This window comes from Streptomyces sp. R33, assembly GCF_041200175.1.
In the GTDB taxonomy this organism is placed as follows: domain Bacteria; phylum Actinomycetota; class Actinomycetes; order Streptomycetales; family Streptomycetaceae; genus Streptomyces; species Streptomyces katrae_B.
The window spans coordinates 8,316,025-8,329,856 of the sequence record NZ_CP165727.1 but is presented as its reverse complement, the minus strand read 5'-3'; the positions used below and the strand labels follow the sequence as shown (position 1 = coordinate 8,329,856).

The window sequence follows — 13,832 nt, the reverse complement described above, 5'->3', positions numbered from 1 at the left end:
AGGATCTCCACCGGACTGCTTTCACACCAGCAGACCGCCACCCGCGGACCCGGTCAGCCACAGTGACCCAGTTGCTGCCGCTGCTGGACGGCGTCCCAGCAGTTCGGGGCCGGCGAGGACGCTCCCCGCCGCAAGCCCCGGCGTCTGTATGCCGATCGGGGCTACGACTTCCACAGGTACCACCGCCTGCTGTGGAAGCGCGGCATCAAGCCCGTGATCGCCCGACGCGGGGGCGCCCACGGCTCCGGGCTGGGCAAGGTGCGCCGGGTCGTCGAGCGCGCCTTCGCCTGGCTGCACCGGTTAGCGGCTCCGCATCCGCTACGACGACGCGCGGATCTGCACTACCGCCTGCTCGAACTGGCCTGCAGCCTCATATGCCTTCGCCGTCTCCGAACTTCATTCTGAAAGATCAGTGAGGGGCAACATGCCGGAGTCGGTGGCAGGGCGGCAAAGTCGGGTCCTGCCCATGGAGGGACTGAACTCAAGGGAGGTCGAAGGTGATGCTTTCCGCACCGTCCCCGTCCGGCGCCTCCGTGAGCGTGAGAGTTCCATCCTCTGCCTCGAAGACTCTCACCAAGATCCCGCCGTTGTCCTCGCCGGGAAACACCATGGAGAAGTAGGGGTCCATCTCCATGAGGAAGTCCCAGCCCTCGCGCTGAGTCGTGTCGAGGGCATTGGCATGCTGACCGGTTGCCCGCCACGTACCGACCGCGTCGACAGTGACGGTGATGTCGATGTCGTACTCCTCAAGGCAGGTCGCGTGATTGGCCCACCATTCGAGGCGGGCCTGACCCACGAATCCATCCATGAACACACTATGCACGTGCCCACGCCGGACAGGGGAGTCTGTGCGGCTGCCGGCCATCGTGGGTCAGGCCGTGAGACAGAGCTGCATGGGCCGGCCGGACAGGCCCTCGCCTCAACCGGCTGCACCTCATATGCCTTCGCTACCTCCGGATCCCATTTTGAAACCATCAGTTAGCCGGGGGCCTAGCTGGGGTCTACGCTGAACAGCGGCACCTCCTCCACGGTCACGTCCAGGCGCAGCCGTTTGAAGCGGACCGGGTGACGGAAGACGCCGCCCCGGTCGAGGGCGGTGTCGGCGCTGATCTCCGCAACCAGTTCGGGGTGTACGAGGGTCACCTCCAAGGTGTCCCGGCTGCCCCACGCCGAGGCAAACCGGCGGCCTTCCCAGGGATGTCCGGTATCGGCCGCGGTCACGTTGCCCCCGACCAGGCGTGCCATCTCGGCACGGAGTGGTGCCGTGCGGCCGATCGGGCGGAGGTGGCCCTCGGCGTCGCGGCGGCCCAGCAGGAGGAGCTGGGGTCGGATCAGGATGCCGGTGATCGCTCCGATGATCGCTTCTGTCGTGTTGCGGCGGCGCAGTTTGTACCAGCCTCTGTGCCCGGGCCGGTAGGGCTGGTTCATGGCTTTGACCACGATGCCTTCGACCCCGGAGATGTCGGTCCACGACTCCAGCCACTGCTGCGCCTTGATCAGGTCCGTCGTCATCGGGCACACCGTCCAGGGCGTCGCCAGCCGGTGCCCGGCGAACAGGGCTTCTAGCCTGAGGCGGCGTTGCCGGTAGGGGTAGCCGGTCAGCTCGTGTCCGTCCTGCTGCAGGATGTCGAAGGCGATGAAGAACGCGGGCAGGGAGGCAGCGAGCCCGCGCGCGCTGCGGCCGCGGGCAGCGCTGCGGTGCTGCAAGCCCTCAAACGACAGCCTGCCCGCCTTCGTGTCCCAGACGACGAGCTCCCCGTCCAGGACCAGGCCGGCGGGCAGCTTGTCCGCTGCGGCGACGAGGTCGGGGAACCGGTCCTGGATCAGCGACCCGCGCCGGGTCTGCAGCAGCAGCTTGCCGTCCGGCGCGGTGGGGGTGAACAGCAGCGCCCGGTAACCGCCGAACTTCTGCTCGAACGCGAGCTCGCCCAGCACACCTGGGCCTGGCACCGACTCCACGGCCTGCGCCAGCATCGGCTCCACCGGCGGATCCAGCGTCACCCCAGGGCCTCCCTCACAGCTCGCCCCTCTTCCAGGGTCGCCCGGCCGCCCGGGTGTACGCGGAAGTCCGGGCCCGGATCCGGCCAACACGTTGCGGGCAGGCTGCGCCCGGCATTGGCGGAGCCTGTCACTACAGGGCTGGCAGGCGCGGGAGCCCTACAGTTCGGTGCGTGAATGATCAGGAAGCGCAGTTCCTGGACGCCGTACGGACCGTGCTGCAGGAAGCCGGATTCGCCCCCGCCGCGGCCGGTGCGGAAGGCGTCCACGTCATCCAGCACGCCCGCGGCGTGATGGTCGGCTGGATGCCCCAGGAGATCCAGCGCCTGTGGGCACGGGTGCGGGCACGGCGCCGCGGCCCCCGCCGCACCCGCACCGTCAACCGAAACGACCTGCCCGGACTGCGCCAGGCATTCGGACTCGCCCTCGCGGCAGCCTTCCGCAACGCCGGCTTCACCGTCGAGGACCGGGGTGACGAATGGCTCCTCGTCATCAACCCCGCCCACCGGCCCGAACTCTGACCCTCTACGGCCCTCGGCACCGGCGGGGCCGCTGATCACCACCTGGCCTCTGCCACCACCAGCGTCACCGCTCGGACCGGGAGTTCGCAGGGCTCCTGTTGAGCAGGGGGCCTCCGAACCTCAGCCGCGACACGGGCAACAGCGCACGGGCATGGCGGGAGCGTCAGCTGGAGATCGCTTCGAGGAGATCGCCCACCTGCGGGTCGGGCAGGGCGCGGGCCACGTCGGCCTGGGCAATGATGCCGACCAGGTCGTGGCCGTCGATCACTGGCAGACGGCGTACGTGATGCTCGGTCATGGTGCGAAGGATCTCCGAGGCGTCGTCGTCGGCGCCGATCGTGACGGCCTCGCCCTGTGCGAGCTCGCCCGCCGTGCAAGTCGCCGGGTCCTTGCCGACCGCAAGGACCTTGGTAACGATGTCCCGGTCGGTGAGCATTCCCTTGAGCTTGTGGTCGGTGCCGCAGATCGGCAGTGCGCCGACGTCGAGGCGTGCCAGTTTCCGGGCCGCCTCCAGAACGGTGGATCCGGCGTCGATGCATTCAGGTTCCGGAGTCATGATGTCGCGCGCGGTGGTCATCACCGTCTCCTCTCGTCTCTGCTGGGCGACTGCCCCACCTCCCGCCACCTACGCGTCCGCAGTCCGCCGTGTCCCCAGGGCATCCGTCGGGATCAAACCAATCGCGGCCGGGTTCCGGCACCTGGGAGGCTGATCGCCGCCAAGCAGACGGGCGAGACGATCGACAAGGCCGAGCCCGCGCCGAAGCCCACCGGCGCCGTGGACCTCATGGAGGCCCTGCACGCCTCCGTCGAACGGGCCCTCAGCCCCAAGGACACCGGCGAGAAGGCCAGCACCTCCACCAACCTTGCGAAGGGCACGGGGAAAGGGTCGGGCGGCGTGAAGAAGCGCACCACCCGCTCTCCGGCAACCTCCCGTTCGCGTTCGTTGCAGTCGCTGATGAAGGCGGAGCTGTACGAGAAGGCCACCAAGGCCGGCATCCGCGGCCGCTCCGGCATGAGCCACGACGAACTCGCCGACGCCCTCGCCCACCACCGCGCCAAAAGCGGCTGAGCAGCCGGTGCGGCCGACCGCGTGCAGCCGGCCGTCCTGGTCGTAGCGGCCCAAGAGGAGCAGCCAGGGGCGGGCCAGCGTGCCGGTGATCGCGCCGCCGATCATCTCCGTGGTGTCGCGTCTCCACTGGCGCATCGCGTTGACCGTGGCCTGCCATGTCTTGAGCGCACCGGCCTCAGAGTCGGCCACGCAATGCGCCTGAAGAGCGAGGACAGCAGTGCTGAAGGCGAAGTCGATTCTCTCCGCCGACACCTCGAGGCGCTCGACGCGGCGCGCCACCCGCGCGCTCATCCGCTCGGCGAGTCCAGCTGCATCGGGCCCAGCCACCAGATGACGGGCAACGGGCACAGCCACGGAAGGTCCCCTTGCTTATGTCGCATCACCTCGGAGTTCCAGCCGCAGCCGCCCGTGCGCTGACGCCTTCGCGACACCTCCCGCTGGCGCAGCATCCGACGGGCCGGGACGATGGGCGGCACCCGCCTTTGTTCCCCTTGGCCTCGGGGGCGTCGCGACGGCCGACCAGGCCCTCGGAACGTCGCACACTGACGCCCCGTCCGGCCGCTCTCGACGACCTGGTTCGCCCCCGGCGCCCTACGGCCTTTCTTTCGGGTCAGGACGGGTCAGTCCATTCGAGGGACCGCCAGACCTGCTGGGCCCAGGCGAGGTCGACGGGGTCTTCGTGGGTGCAGAACAGCCCGGCGGCGGTGCCGGAGGCCGGCACCGTGAATCCGTAGAACTCGTGTCGCTCCCGGCCGTGGTCGTCCGGGGTCAGCCAGAAGGCGTGGCGGAGGCCGCCGGGCAGAGGCTCGGTGAGCCGCTGCGCGGGAAGCTTGTCGGGCGCGCCGGCGAGCAGTGCGGACAGGAAGTCGTCGGAAGTGCGCCCTGGGGTGTCGTCCGTGAACACGGTCACGGCGGCGCTGCGGTCCGGCCCGGCGAACTGGTCCGCTCCGTCGGCGAACCGGGCGGTGAGGCCTGCGGTGCGGACGATGGACCAGTGGTCACCGAGGTCGGTGCGGACGTCGACGGGAAGCTGGTGCGGGAAGCGGCTGAGGACGTGGTCCCGGTCCCAGATGTCTTCCAGGACCCGGGCGGCCGTCGGGTGGTGGCCGGCGACGAGGTAGGGCAGCTCCTCGGGGTCGGCGACCCGGGCGGTGAACGGGACGCCCAGCAGGTCGTCGCCCCAGGGGCGAATCTTGTTGGCGAGCATCCCTCTGAAGGCGAGATCCGCGTAACCGTGGTCCTCCCACAGGTCGTGCGCCTTCCGGAGCGTGGCCTCGTCGACCTCCAGCCATATGCCCAGGACCAGCTCCGTGTCGTGCGTCAGCCGGATGGGCAGCAGACAGCGGATGAACGAGCCGGCGCCGTCAACCCGGAGGAGCGCGGAGGGGCCGGGCCGATGCCGGGCCTCTTCGGGTGCGCTGAGGGCAGCGTCGGGCAGGTTGAATCCGACGTCGATGCGCCGCTCGTGCGTAAGGGAGTCGCCGCAGCAGGAACAGGAGGGAATATGGCTGGTCACGCCGCCAGCCTAGGCAGCGGCCGCACCGCCCCGACGCCCGGGTGCGCCCACCGCCCGCTCGCTAACCGGCGACGACCGCCCTCTCATCCGGCCCCCGCTGCAACCCGTCCCCGACGTCATCCCCCAACGGCCCATCCCTGCCTCCTGGGCCACCCCCGGCAGCTCACGCGCCACCGAGCACTGACCCGGCGCCCGGGGCGCGCCGAGACGGGGTGACGAGACGGGCGGCAAGGCGTTGATCTGCTCATGGAAGAGATGCTCGACGCCCTGCTCGACGGAGCCACCGAACCGTGCCTGAAGCAGATCAGCGGGAACGAGGCCCGCGCTCTGATGATCCCCTCGGCGTCCTCGAGGAGCACGCCCCTGACGAGGAGATCCGCCGGTCCGCAGGCGAGATGCGCTTCCGTATCGGCTCTCGCCTCGCCTGACCCCCTGGGAGCGCCCCGCGGCGGCCGCTGGCACCGTGCAGGAGGTCAGCTCCTCTGGCGTGCCAGTCGGTATGCCTCTTGGAGGAGTTGGAAGGACTTGTGGTCGCCGTCGCTGGTGTCGGGGTGCCACTCGAGCGCGGCTGTTTTGTACACGCTTGTGGCCGTCTGGGGCGTCCGAGCACAGCGGAGCCGCCGGCCGACAGGGGCCGCACATACCCGGCCCAGTGCGAGGGGAAGCGGCGGCGGTCAGCCGATCGGCTGCCGGGACTCGGCTCGCACCTTCAGGGTGGTCTCGGCGACCTTGGCCAGGTCGACGGACCCGGGCTTCTGCGCCACGATCTCCGGGGTGACCACGCCGACCGAGGCGCCGGTGTTCTCATCCGCCCAGGCGCACATCGGCAGGGTGCTCTCGGCGCCGCCCTGACTCATGGTCAGCACCTGGCAGGACAGGGTGATGCCGGAACCGGGGGGCGTGATCTCCCGGGCGGGGACCGCCAGGGTCGCGCCTTCGGCGTCCGCCGCGCCGCCCAGCATCTTCCTGCGAGCGCTCTCGGGGTCCTTGAACTGGCCGTACATCCCGGAGAAAACCAGGGCACTCTGTCCCTTCGGGGAGTTGGAGTTGTACTGGCCGACGACCGGCATCGGATTGCGGATCTTCGAGTCGTAACTGCCCTTCAGGGCTTTCTTTCCCTCGGTGTCCGACAGGTCCTGGACCAGCTCGTACTTGCCGTCCAGCATGGTCTTGGGAACGGTGAGCCGGTACCGGGCCTCGGGGAAGCCGGTTCCGCTCGCCAGGGATCCGGCCCCCGCCAGCAGCTTCACGCCGAATCCGAGGACGCCGAGCACCACAAACGAGCCCGCGACGATCCCGATCACCCTGCCCGGCCGGTTCTTGCGCGGCGGGCCCATCGGGGGCCGGCCCCACACACCCTGACCGGCATACTGCTGTGGCGGGAAGGGGTGACCCGGGTAGGGGTGACCCGGGTAGGGCTGCTGGTGCGGATGGGGTGCGGACTGCGGGGCCGGCTGCTGTCCACCGTACGGATTCGGGGGCTGCGGAGACCCGTAAGGGCCAGGGGGTTGCGACATGCTCATGCCCGAACGCTACGTCAGCCCCGCATGCCGGAGCGGGCCCGGGGTGCGCCGGTCGTAGGGTTCACTGGGTGAGTGACATCTATGAGCTGATGATTGCCGTCGACCTGAGGGACGAGATATCCGAGCTGGAGCTCGCCGAGCTGAGCTGGCATCTGGGGACCGGGCCCCAACCTGAGCGCCTGTCCATCGTCACCGAGTTCCCGGTCGTCGTGGAGGACGACTCGGGGATCCCCGAGATTGAGGACGATCCCTATCCACTGCTGGCCGGGCACGGCACGGCCTGGCGGGTGGGTGGTGTGCTCTGCTCGGCACTGACCCGTCGCGCGGACCCGCCGTGGAAGGGCTGGTCGCTGACATCCCGCCAGGAGATCCACCCAGACGAGTTCGAGAAGGTCGGCGAGCTGCTCTGCTGGCTGGCCACAAGGGCTCACGACACGCACCTGCTCGGGGATAGCGCAGTCGGGATCGGATCCCTCAGGTTCTATGAAGCCGACGCTCCGGATGCACTTCAGGTCAAGAGCGGGCAGGTCAACTGGCCGACCTGAAGAGTGGTGAGGAGCCTCCTCCAAGCCGTCGCGCGCCGGGCGGCAGTGCTCAGAAGCGCCAAACCACCCCCAGGACACCGGCGTGGCCGGCTCAGCAGACCTTGCGGTGTTCGCGGATGGTGGCGACCTCGCCTAGAAAGGGAGACCGACCAGGCCCCATCGGCAGGCGCCGGCCTCCGTGGCCACGTCGCCCCATTCGCGCAACAGCGCTGCGGCGGCGTCGAAGCCGGTGGGCCGGCCCGCCCAGCCGGCGGCCTCGGCTTCGAAGGGCCCGCGCAGTTCCTCCAGCCGGGGCGCGGCCACCTGCCAGGAGCGGGCCAGCTCCGACACCTCGTCGGGCGCGCTGAGCAAGCGCACCCGGGGACGCCACGGAGCGGGGTCGTCGGGGAAGCCGCGCGCGGCGGGCCGTTCCTCCTCCGCGGCGGCCGTGGGGTCCGTCCCCTTGAGGTCGTCCGGGTCGTCCCAGAACAGCGCCGGCCATGACCCGGACGGCCGCGTCAGCCGAACCGTGCCAGTGTCGGTGGGCCGCATCACCATTCGGGGCGGCGGCGGCACGGCCGCGCGGTGCAGCAGCTGCGGGTAGGTGTGCGCGCTGGCCTCAGTTGCGTCGGACAAGACTTGAACGGTGACGGACAGCGCCTCACGCTTCGGCGTAGAAGATGCACGCACCCTTAAGGTCAACTGGACAAGCCAGCAACCGACTTACGGAGCAACCATGAGGATCAGAACCACCCTTGCAGCCCTCACAGCCGCCCTTACCATCATGGCTGCCACCGCAACCCAGGCCACCGCGCACTTCTCCCCGCCCTTCCCCACGTACTGAGTTGGCCGGGTCTGCGGAACGCAGGGCCTCCATGCCGCCTTCGCGTCAGGCATGACGCCAGCATTCCACCGACCGCACGCTCACCCGCAGGTCCGTCGCGATCAGCGTGGCCTCCTCACCCGCCGCGAGCCGCTGGCCGGCCTGGAGCCGGATCCCCACACGAAACGCCCGAGTTCAGCGGTCAGGCTCCCACCACACCCCAGGGTGGGGAATCGCGTGAGCATCTCTGGGGAGCGACCGAGCGCGGGGCGGGGAAAAACCAGGGAGCCTCATCAGAGTCAGCCGAGGAGAGCGGCACGGTGCCAGGGGCGCCCGTGGTGACCCGCCCCCTGGTCGGCGCTCTCTGGGGCCCGGGGCGGATATCGCGAACCGCTGACCGGACGTCACCAGCCGCACGTGGAGCCTTTGTTTGGGGCGGCCGGTGGTACTGCTACCCCCGGAGAGCCGGGCACCGGGCCTCACCCGCGCACGCCATATCGGCACGGCCGCCGCCGACCCTAACCGCCAGGAACAGGACCTGGTCCCCCGCCCCTGCTCGCGGTACCCCGAGCCTGTCGTCCCTCGAATCAAGCCGGAAAGTTCAGCGAGCAGGACACAGCTGCGCTCGGTAGCGGGGCTGGGGGCTGTCTCCCGTGATCGGCCGGACGGTTCCTAGAGCGAGCCGACGACCTTGTCCGGGGTGACGCGGACCACGACGCGCTCCGCGTCGTCGGCGGAGGCCGGATTGAAGTCCGCGTAGTCCTTGCCCGTGTACTTGCGTGAGAGCTCGTTAATCAACTCCTGGCCGCCCTCCCTGGTCACGGTGGCGGTACCTCGCACTTCGACATAGGTGTACGGCGCATTGTGCGGGTTGATCATGACAGTGATGCGCGGGTCGCGCCGCAGGTTCTTCTCCTTCCTGCGGCCGACCGTCGTGGAGATCAGCAGATCGTCCCCGTCACGGCCGAGCCAGGTCACCGACAACTGCGGCCTTCCGTCAGGCTGGATGGTCGCCACCGTCGCAAAGACGGGAGTGTCATCGATGATCTTCTGAAGATCGCCGGAAAGCGCGGCAGACACGAACGGCCCCTTCCACCGGGATGCCGCGCCCCAGTAGCGCGACAGCCACACACAGGCAACAAAGCGTCAGCTTACTGCGACACAGAGTCACACACGGTCACCGCTTCCACCCTTCCGTACCGCCCACGTCACCCGGCGCCCGCAGTGCCTCCCGGTCCGTGTGCCTCTCGAAGGACGATGCGGACCACGTCGTCACTCAAAACGTCCTCCAGACGTCGGGCCGCCTCAGAAGCGACCGCGCCCAATTCTCACCGGCGCCCGACGCCCGGCCCCCTGCCCGTCGGGGACGCCCGCGCTGACCCGCTCCCCAGGCCGGCGCCCCCTGGGGCCCGGGGCGGATAACGCCGACCACTGACCGGCCATCACCGGCCGAGCGCAGAGCAACCGGGCACCGGGCCTCACCCGAGCACGCCATATCGGCACGGGCCGCCGCCGACCCTGACCGCCAGAGACAGAACCTCAATCCCCCAGCCCCTCCCCCACCCGAGAGCCCTCGCCACCCGCTACGGCATCAGCACCCGCACCGCCGAACACCCAGTTCTCATGTTCTGCGGCATGTTCCAGAAGGAAGTCATGACCCTGCACTGGATCGCTCCCCGCCAGTGGGAAGCCGGCCAGGAAGACCTGAGGGCCGGTGACTGCATCCGGAGCGATGCATGCAAGCTTGCCTGCGTCGTAGAACGCCTTCACCCGTTCGGAAAGTCTTCCTGCTCGTGCGGACCGCCAACCCGCGCCGGGGGTCGGCGGCCAGCAACGCCTCAGCGACTTCGGCTGGCAGCATTCCGAACCTCAGCGGCCCCACACCGGCTCCGGAAAGCATTTCCCAGCGCTCCCGTTCCACATCCGCACTCATCCAGACCCTCCCCCTGGCCGGCTCGGGTCCGAGTCCGTTACCCAGCCGCAAATCGCCAAGGGCAAAGGTGCCAACTCAACAAGGCAGACACCAAGTGGGATAGTCGTTCACACCGCGGTCGGCTTCCTGGACCAGCTGGCGCGGGACCCTTGCGGGTCAGGCGCCGGGTCATGAGGGTGTTGAGTGCCCGGGTCAGGTGGGCCTCGGAGTTCTGGGGCAGCCGTTCGTCGTCCCGGACGTTGCGGCGGGATTTCATGATCCAGCGGAGGTGCGTTCGACTTTCCAGCGTCGGGCAGGACGACGAAGCCTTTCGCGCCGCGGGGCCGGGAGCCGGTTCTGAGCGTCATCCTCAGGAAGTCCTCGGACCAGTTCACGAGCTGGCAGGCGTAGGCGGAGTCGGCCCAGACCTGGGTGATTGCGGCTGCATCACGCGCAGGCGCCGGAGAAGCTCGCGGGCCGCGTCACGGTCGGTCATGTCGGCGGGTGTCACCGTGATCATCACGGGGAGGCCGAGGGTGTCCACGGCGATATGTCTCTTGCGCCCGTTGATCTTCTTCGCGGCGTCGAAGCCGCGGGTGGCCTTGGAGACGGTATGCCCGTGGCGCATCCCCGACATCAGGGACTTTTCGCGCGATGCGGGCCGGGCGGTCGGCGCGGTCCAGCGTGCCTCGACCGACAGGACCGTGACAGTTCTCGCAACAAGGGCCGACTGTGCGAAGGCGGGTCTGGGGGCGATCCCTCTGAGCTGGCATATTACGAAGAGCACAATCCGGCATTCGTAGACGAAAAAGCAGCATGAGGATATTCAAATCCTTGTTATTCGAGCAATAGAATATGGCCAGTCGGGTGAGAATTAATGCGAACCGAGGCCGCCATTCGCCCGGCTCTAATCGTCGTGCGCGACACGTCGCCAAAGCGGATCCAGCCGACCCGGCCGTGGCAATCTGCGCCTGTGCAAGGTTTTCGAGCGGAGGTGCGCGTCCTGTGAGTGCCACTGTCAATCCCACCGTCAGCAGGCGCCGGCTGGGGTCGGAGCTACGACGGCTCCGGGAGGTCAGCGGTATGACGGCACAGCAGGTGGCGGAGCGCCTGCTGATCTCCCAGCCCAAGATCAGCCTTCTGGAGAACGGCCGCCGCCTCGTCAAGCCGCGCGATGTGCGCGATCTCTGCGTGCTGTACGGAGTTCAGGATCAGCGGCTGATTGACCATCTGATGCAGCTGGCCACGGAGGCGGGTCACCAGGGCTGGTGGAACTCCTACGGCGACATCCCGTACGGCGCCTACATCGGTCTGGAGGCCGAGGCGGCCGCGATCCGGCTCTACGAGCCGCTGGTGGTCCCCGGCCTGCTGCAGACCCCCGCCTATGCCCGGGCGGTCATCGCAGGAACGATCCCTCATGTCACGCCCGAACAGGCCGCCGCACGCCTCCAGGTGCGGCTACGACGCCAGGACCGGCTGGGAGCCCCGCGGAACCCGCTGCGCTTATGGGCCGTACTGGACGAATCGGCGCTGCGGCGCGTCGTAGGCAGCCGCGAGGTCATGCGCAAGCAGCTGGCCCATCTGACCCACCTCGGTGCCCAGCCGCACATCACCTTGCAGGTCCTCCCTCACGATGTGGGTGCGCACCCGGGTGTCTCGGGGCAGTTCTCGCTGCTCGAGTTCGCCGACGCCACCGATGCGAGCGTGGTGTATCTGGAAAGGTTCACCAGCGACCTCTATCTGGAGAAACGTTCCGACGTGCGGCTCTACAGCGATATGTATGCGCACTTGCAGGCTCAGGCGCTGCGCCTGGATAGTACGCGGCGTTTCATCAACGAAGCCATGAAGGCGTACGCCGGCCCGGGATGACGTGAGGGCGGATCTTGGAGCTGATCACTCGCGAGCGCTACTGAGCCCCTGGACGATGTGTCCAGGGGCTCAGCCGCCGAACGGCGGACGGGACGCCCTACGCGCTTGACCGGGTTTCAGCCCCTGCCGCCGACCCGTACGCAGCAGTCGGTGACGGGAGGGCGGAGCGTTGGCCGATCCGGCCGAGTGCTCGAGACCCGAAGGGGCAGGGGCGTGAGGTGGTCACGTCTGCGAGGGGCTAGTCCTGTCGGGTTGCCGTACCCCGCCGGATTCTCTTCATGGTGAAGAGGACCGAGCCCGCGACGAATGCCAGCGCTGCTGCAGAGGCGGCCATGATGCCGGTCCCGCTGCTTGAGCCGGCCCCCGCCGGCTGCTGGCCGGTGGCGGCGCTCACGTGGGCGAAGTTGACGCTCCTGGCCGCCTGGCCGGGACCCTCGTCACCGGGATCACCGGGACCCTCGTCACCGGGATCGCCGGGACCCTCGTCACCGGGATCATTGTCTTGGCTGTTCGGCAAGAAGTCGGCCCACGGCGGCTTGCCCTCGTCGTGGTCGTCCTTACCGTTCTCGCCCTTGCCGTGGTCGCCGTCCTCGTCCTTGTCGTGGTCGTGGCGGCCGTTCTCGCCCTTGCCCTTGTCCTTGTCCTTGTCGTGGTGGCCGTCCTTGTCCTTGTCCTTGTCCTTGTCGTGGCCGTGGTGCCCCTTCTCGCCCTTGTCACCGCGAGGCCCCTTGGGTCCGGCGGGCCCGGTGGGCCCGACAGGCCCGGTGGGTCCGGCGGGCCCGGTGGGTCCGACAGGTCCCGCGGGTCCTGCGGGTCCGGTCGGGCCGGGGGCACCGGGGGATCCAGGAGCACCGGGGCTACCGGTCGGGCCGGGAGCACCCGTCGGGCCGGGGGCGCCAGGGGATCCGGGAGCACCGGGGCTACCGGTCGGGCCAGGAGCACCCGTCGGGCCGGGGGCGCCAGGGGATCCGGGAGCACCGGGGCTACCGGTCGGGCCAGGAGCACCCGTCGGGCCAGGAGCACCCGTCGGGCCGGGAGCACCAGGGGATCCGGGAGCACCGGGGCTACCGGTCGGGCCAGGAGCACCCGTCGGGCCAGGAGCACCCGTCGGGCCGGGAGCACCAGGGGATCCGGGAGCACCGGGGCTACCCGTCGGGCCAGGAGCACCCGTCGGGCCAGGAGCACCCGTCGGGCCAGGAGCACCCGTCGGGCCAGGAGCACCGGTCGGGCCAGGAGCACCCGTCGGGCCGGGAGCACCGGTCGGGCCGGGAGGACCGCTCGGACCGGGAGGACCAACGGCGCAGGTCGGCACCGTAATGGTGTTGTTGTCCATCGTGACCGCGGCCTCACGCGCCAGGGCGCGGCCTTCGATCACGGCGCTGTTGTTCAGCGTGATGGACTGCATGGCCAGGATGGTGCCCTTGAACTGGGTGGTCGTGCCGAGGGTGGCGGAGCTGCCCACCTGCCAGAACACGTTGCAGGCATTTGCTCCGTTGATGAAGGCCACGGAACTCGACGAAGCCGTGGTCAGGGTCGAGGGGATCCGGAAGATGAAGACGGAGTTGGGGTCGCCCTGGCCGTCGAGGGTGACCGTCCCGGTGAGCTGCAGGGACGGCGGGGACGCCGGAGCCGTGTAGACGCCGGGCGTCAGCGTCAGTCCGCCGATCTCGTCCGAAGCGAGAATGGTCCCGGGCCCCCGGCCTGCCGCGTCGTCGTAGGCGACGACGAGGTCGGACTTCGCCTGAGCGGCGGCGGCGTTGGGGGCTACGCGAATTACTCCGTTGACGATGCCGGGCGGGAAGCCGGTCACCGATGTGCCCGGATAGAGGCCCAGGTCGCCGTTGATGACGGTGGGGTTCGTGTTGGTGACCGTCGAACCGGCCAGGACCCCGTAACTGGCGGTGGTCCCCAGCAAAACGGGAGCTTCTGCGGCGTGGGCGAGGGTCGGGACCAGGGCGGCCGACGCCACGAGCGCTGCGGGGAGGAGGGCAAAGGCTCCCCGTTTGAGCAGACTGCGTTGAGGGCTTGTGTCGGGTGGAGCCGACCGGATGACATCCAATGCCATAGCAGGACCTTC

14 protein-coding genes and 2 pseudogenes are annotated in these 13,832 nt (G+C 69.3%); 6 read left to right on the top strand and 10 right to left on the bottom strand.

Annotated features, from left to right (window positions below):
• Positions 1–62 precede the first annotated feature (62 nt).
• Positions 63–405 (top strand): annotated as a pseudogene (locus AB5J51_RS38390) (transposase); the annotation flags it as partial.
• Between the two features lie 76 nt (positions 406–481).
• On the opposite strand, the gene AB5J51_RS38385 reads toward AB5J51_RS38390, so the two are convergent.
• Positions 482–808 (bottom strand): hypothetical protein, encoded by a 327-nt coding sequence (locus AB5J51_RS38385; protein WP_053788214.1) that lies wholly within the window; start codon positions 806–808, stop codon positions 482–484.
• Between the two features lie 182 nt (positions 809–990).
• Positions 991–2,001 (bottom strand): ATP-dependent DNA ligase, encoded by a 1,011-nt coding sequence (locus AB5J51_RS38380; protein WP_369779909.1) that lies wholly within the window; start codon positions 1,999–2,001, stop codon positions 991–993.
• Positions 2,002–2,171: 170 nt separating this feature from the next.
• Here AB5J51_RS38380 and AB5J51_RS38375 point away from each other — a divergent pair, with 170 nt between their 5' ends.
• The gene (locus AB5J51_RS38375; protein WP_369779908.1) at positions 2,172–2,519 is read left to right on the top strand and encodes a hypothetical protein; all 348 of its coding nucleotides are present in this window, start codon (positions 2,172–2,174) and stop codon (positions 2,517–2,519) included.
• A gap of 163 nt (positions 2,520–2,682) precedes the next feature.
• Here AB5J51_RS38375 and AB5J51_RS38370 read toward each other — a convergent pair whose 3' ends face one another.
• The gene (locus AB5J51_RS38370) at positions 2,683–3,096 is read right to left on the bottom strand and encodes a CBS domain-containing protein (RefSeq protein ID WP_369779907.1); all 414 of its coding nucleotides are present in this window, start codon (positions 3,094–3,096) and stop codon (positions 2,683–2,685) included.
• Positions 3,097–3,294: 198 nt separating this feature from the next.
• On the opposite strand from AB5J51_RS38370, the gene AB5J51_RS38365 reads away from it, so the two are divergent.
• Complete coding sequence (locus AB5J51_RS38365) at positions 3,295–3,588, top strand: hypothetical protein (protein WP_369779906.1); 294 nt, start codon at positions 3,295–3,297, stop codon at positions 3,586–3,588.
• A 610-nt stretch (positions 3,589–4,198) separates the two neighbouring features.
• On the opposite strand, the gene AB5J51_RS38360 is transcribed toward AB5J51_RS38365, so the two are convergent.
• Entirely contained in the window at positions 4,199–5,104 is a 906-nt protein-coding gene (locus tag AB5J51_RS38360; protein WP_369779905.1) for a DUF2199 domain-containing protein, read from the bottom strand.
• 290 nt (positions 5,105–5,394) lie between these two features.
• On the opposite strand from AB5J51_RS38360, the gene AB5J51_RS38355 reads away from it, so the two are divergent.
• Positions 5,395–5,532 (top strand): hypothetical protein, encoded by a 138-nt coding sequence (locus AB5J51_RS38355; RefSeq protein WP_369779904.1) that lies wholly within the window; start codon positions 5,395–5,397, stop codon positions 5,530–5,532.
• A 246-nt stretch (positions 5,533–5,778) separates the two neighbouring features.
• On the opposite strand, the gene AB5J51_RS38350 is transcribed toward AB5J51_RS38355, so the two are convergent.
• The gene (locus AB5J51_RS38350; RefSeq protein ID WP_240805268.1) at positions 5,779–6,441 is read right to left on the bottom strand and encodes a hypothetical protein; all 663 of its coding nucleotides are present in this window, start codon (positions 6,439–6,441) and stop codon (positions 5,779–5,781) included.
• 254 nt (positions 6,442–6,695) lie between these two features.
• Between AB5J51_RS38350 and AB5J51_RS38345 the strand changes: the two genes are divergently transcribed.
• A complete protein-coding gene (locus AB5J51_RS38345; RefSeq protein ID WP_369779903.1) occupies positions 6,696–7,172 on the top strand; it encodes a hypothetical protein in 477 nt (158 codons plus the stop codon).
• A gap of 132 nt (positions 7,173–7,304) precedes the next feature.
• Here the strand turns inward: AB5J51_RS38345 and AB5J51_RS38340 are convergent, their stop codons facing one another.
• From AB5J51_RS38340 to AB5J51_RS38325, 4 genes and pseudogenes are all read right to left on the bottom strand, one after another.
• Entirely contained in the window at positions 7,305–7,787 is a 483-nt protein-coding gene (locus AB5J51_RS38340; RefSeq protein ID WP_369779902.1) for a hypothetical protein, read from the bottom strand.
• A gap of 859 nt (positions 7,788–8,646) precedes the next feature.
• Positions 8,647–9,054: a PPOX class F420-dependent oxidoreductase gene (locus tag AB5J51_RS38335; RefSeq protein WP_369779901.1), complete on the bottom strand. Its 408-nt coding sequence runs from the start codon at positions 9,052–9,054 to the stop codon at positions 8,647–8,649.
• Between the two features lie 459 nt (positions 9,055–9,513).
• Positions 9,514–9,744, bottom strand: coding sequence for a hypothetical protein (locus AB5J51_RS38330; protein WP_369779900.1), 231 nt, complete (start codon positions 9,742–9,744; stop codon positions 9,514–9,516).
• Between the two features lie 613 nt (positions 9,745–10,357).
• Positions 10,358–10,478, bottom strand: a pseudogene (locus AB5J51_RS38325) (transposase); the annotation flags it as partial.
• A gap of 413 nt (positions 10,479–10,891) precedes the next feature.
• On the opposite strand from AB5J51_RS38325, the gene AB5J51_RS38320 reads away from it, so the two are divergent.
• Positions 10,892–11,755: a helix-turn-helix domain-containing protein gene (locus tag AB5J51_RS38320; RefSeq protein ID WP_369779899.1), complete on the top strand. Its 864-nt coding sequence runs from the start codon at positions 10,892–10,894 to the stop codon at positions 11,753–11,755.
• Positions 11,756–11,993: 238 nt separating this feature from the next.
• Here AB5J51_RS38320 and AB5J51_RS38315 read toward each other — a convergent pair whose 3' ends face one another.
• The gene (locus AB5J51_RS38315) at positions 11,994–13,724 is read right to left on the bottom strand and encodes an ice-binding family protein (protein ID WP_369779898.1); all 1,731 of its coding nucleotides are present in this window, start codon (positions 13,722–13,724) and stop codon (positions 11,994–11,996) included.
• Between the last annotated feature and the right edge of the window lie 108 nt (positions 13,725–13,832).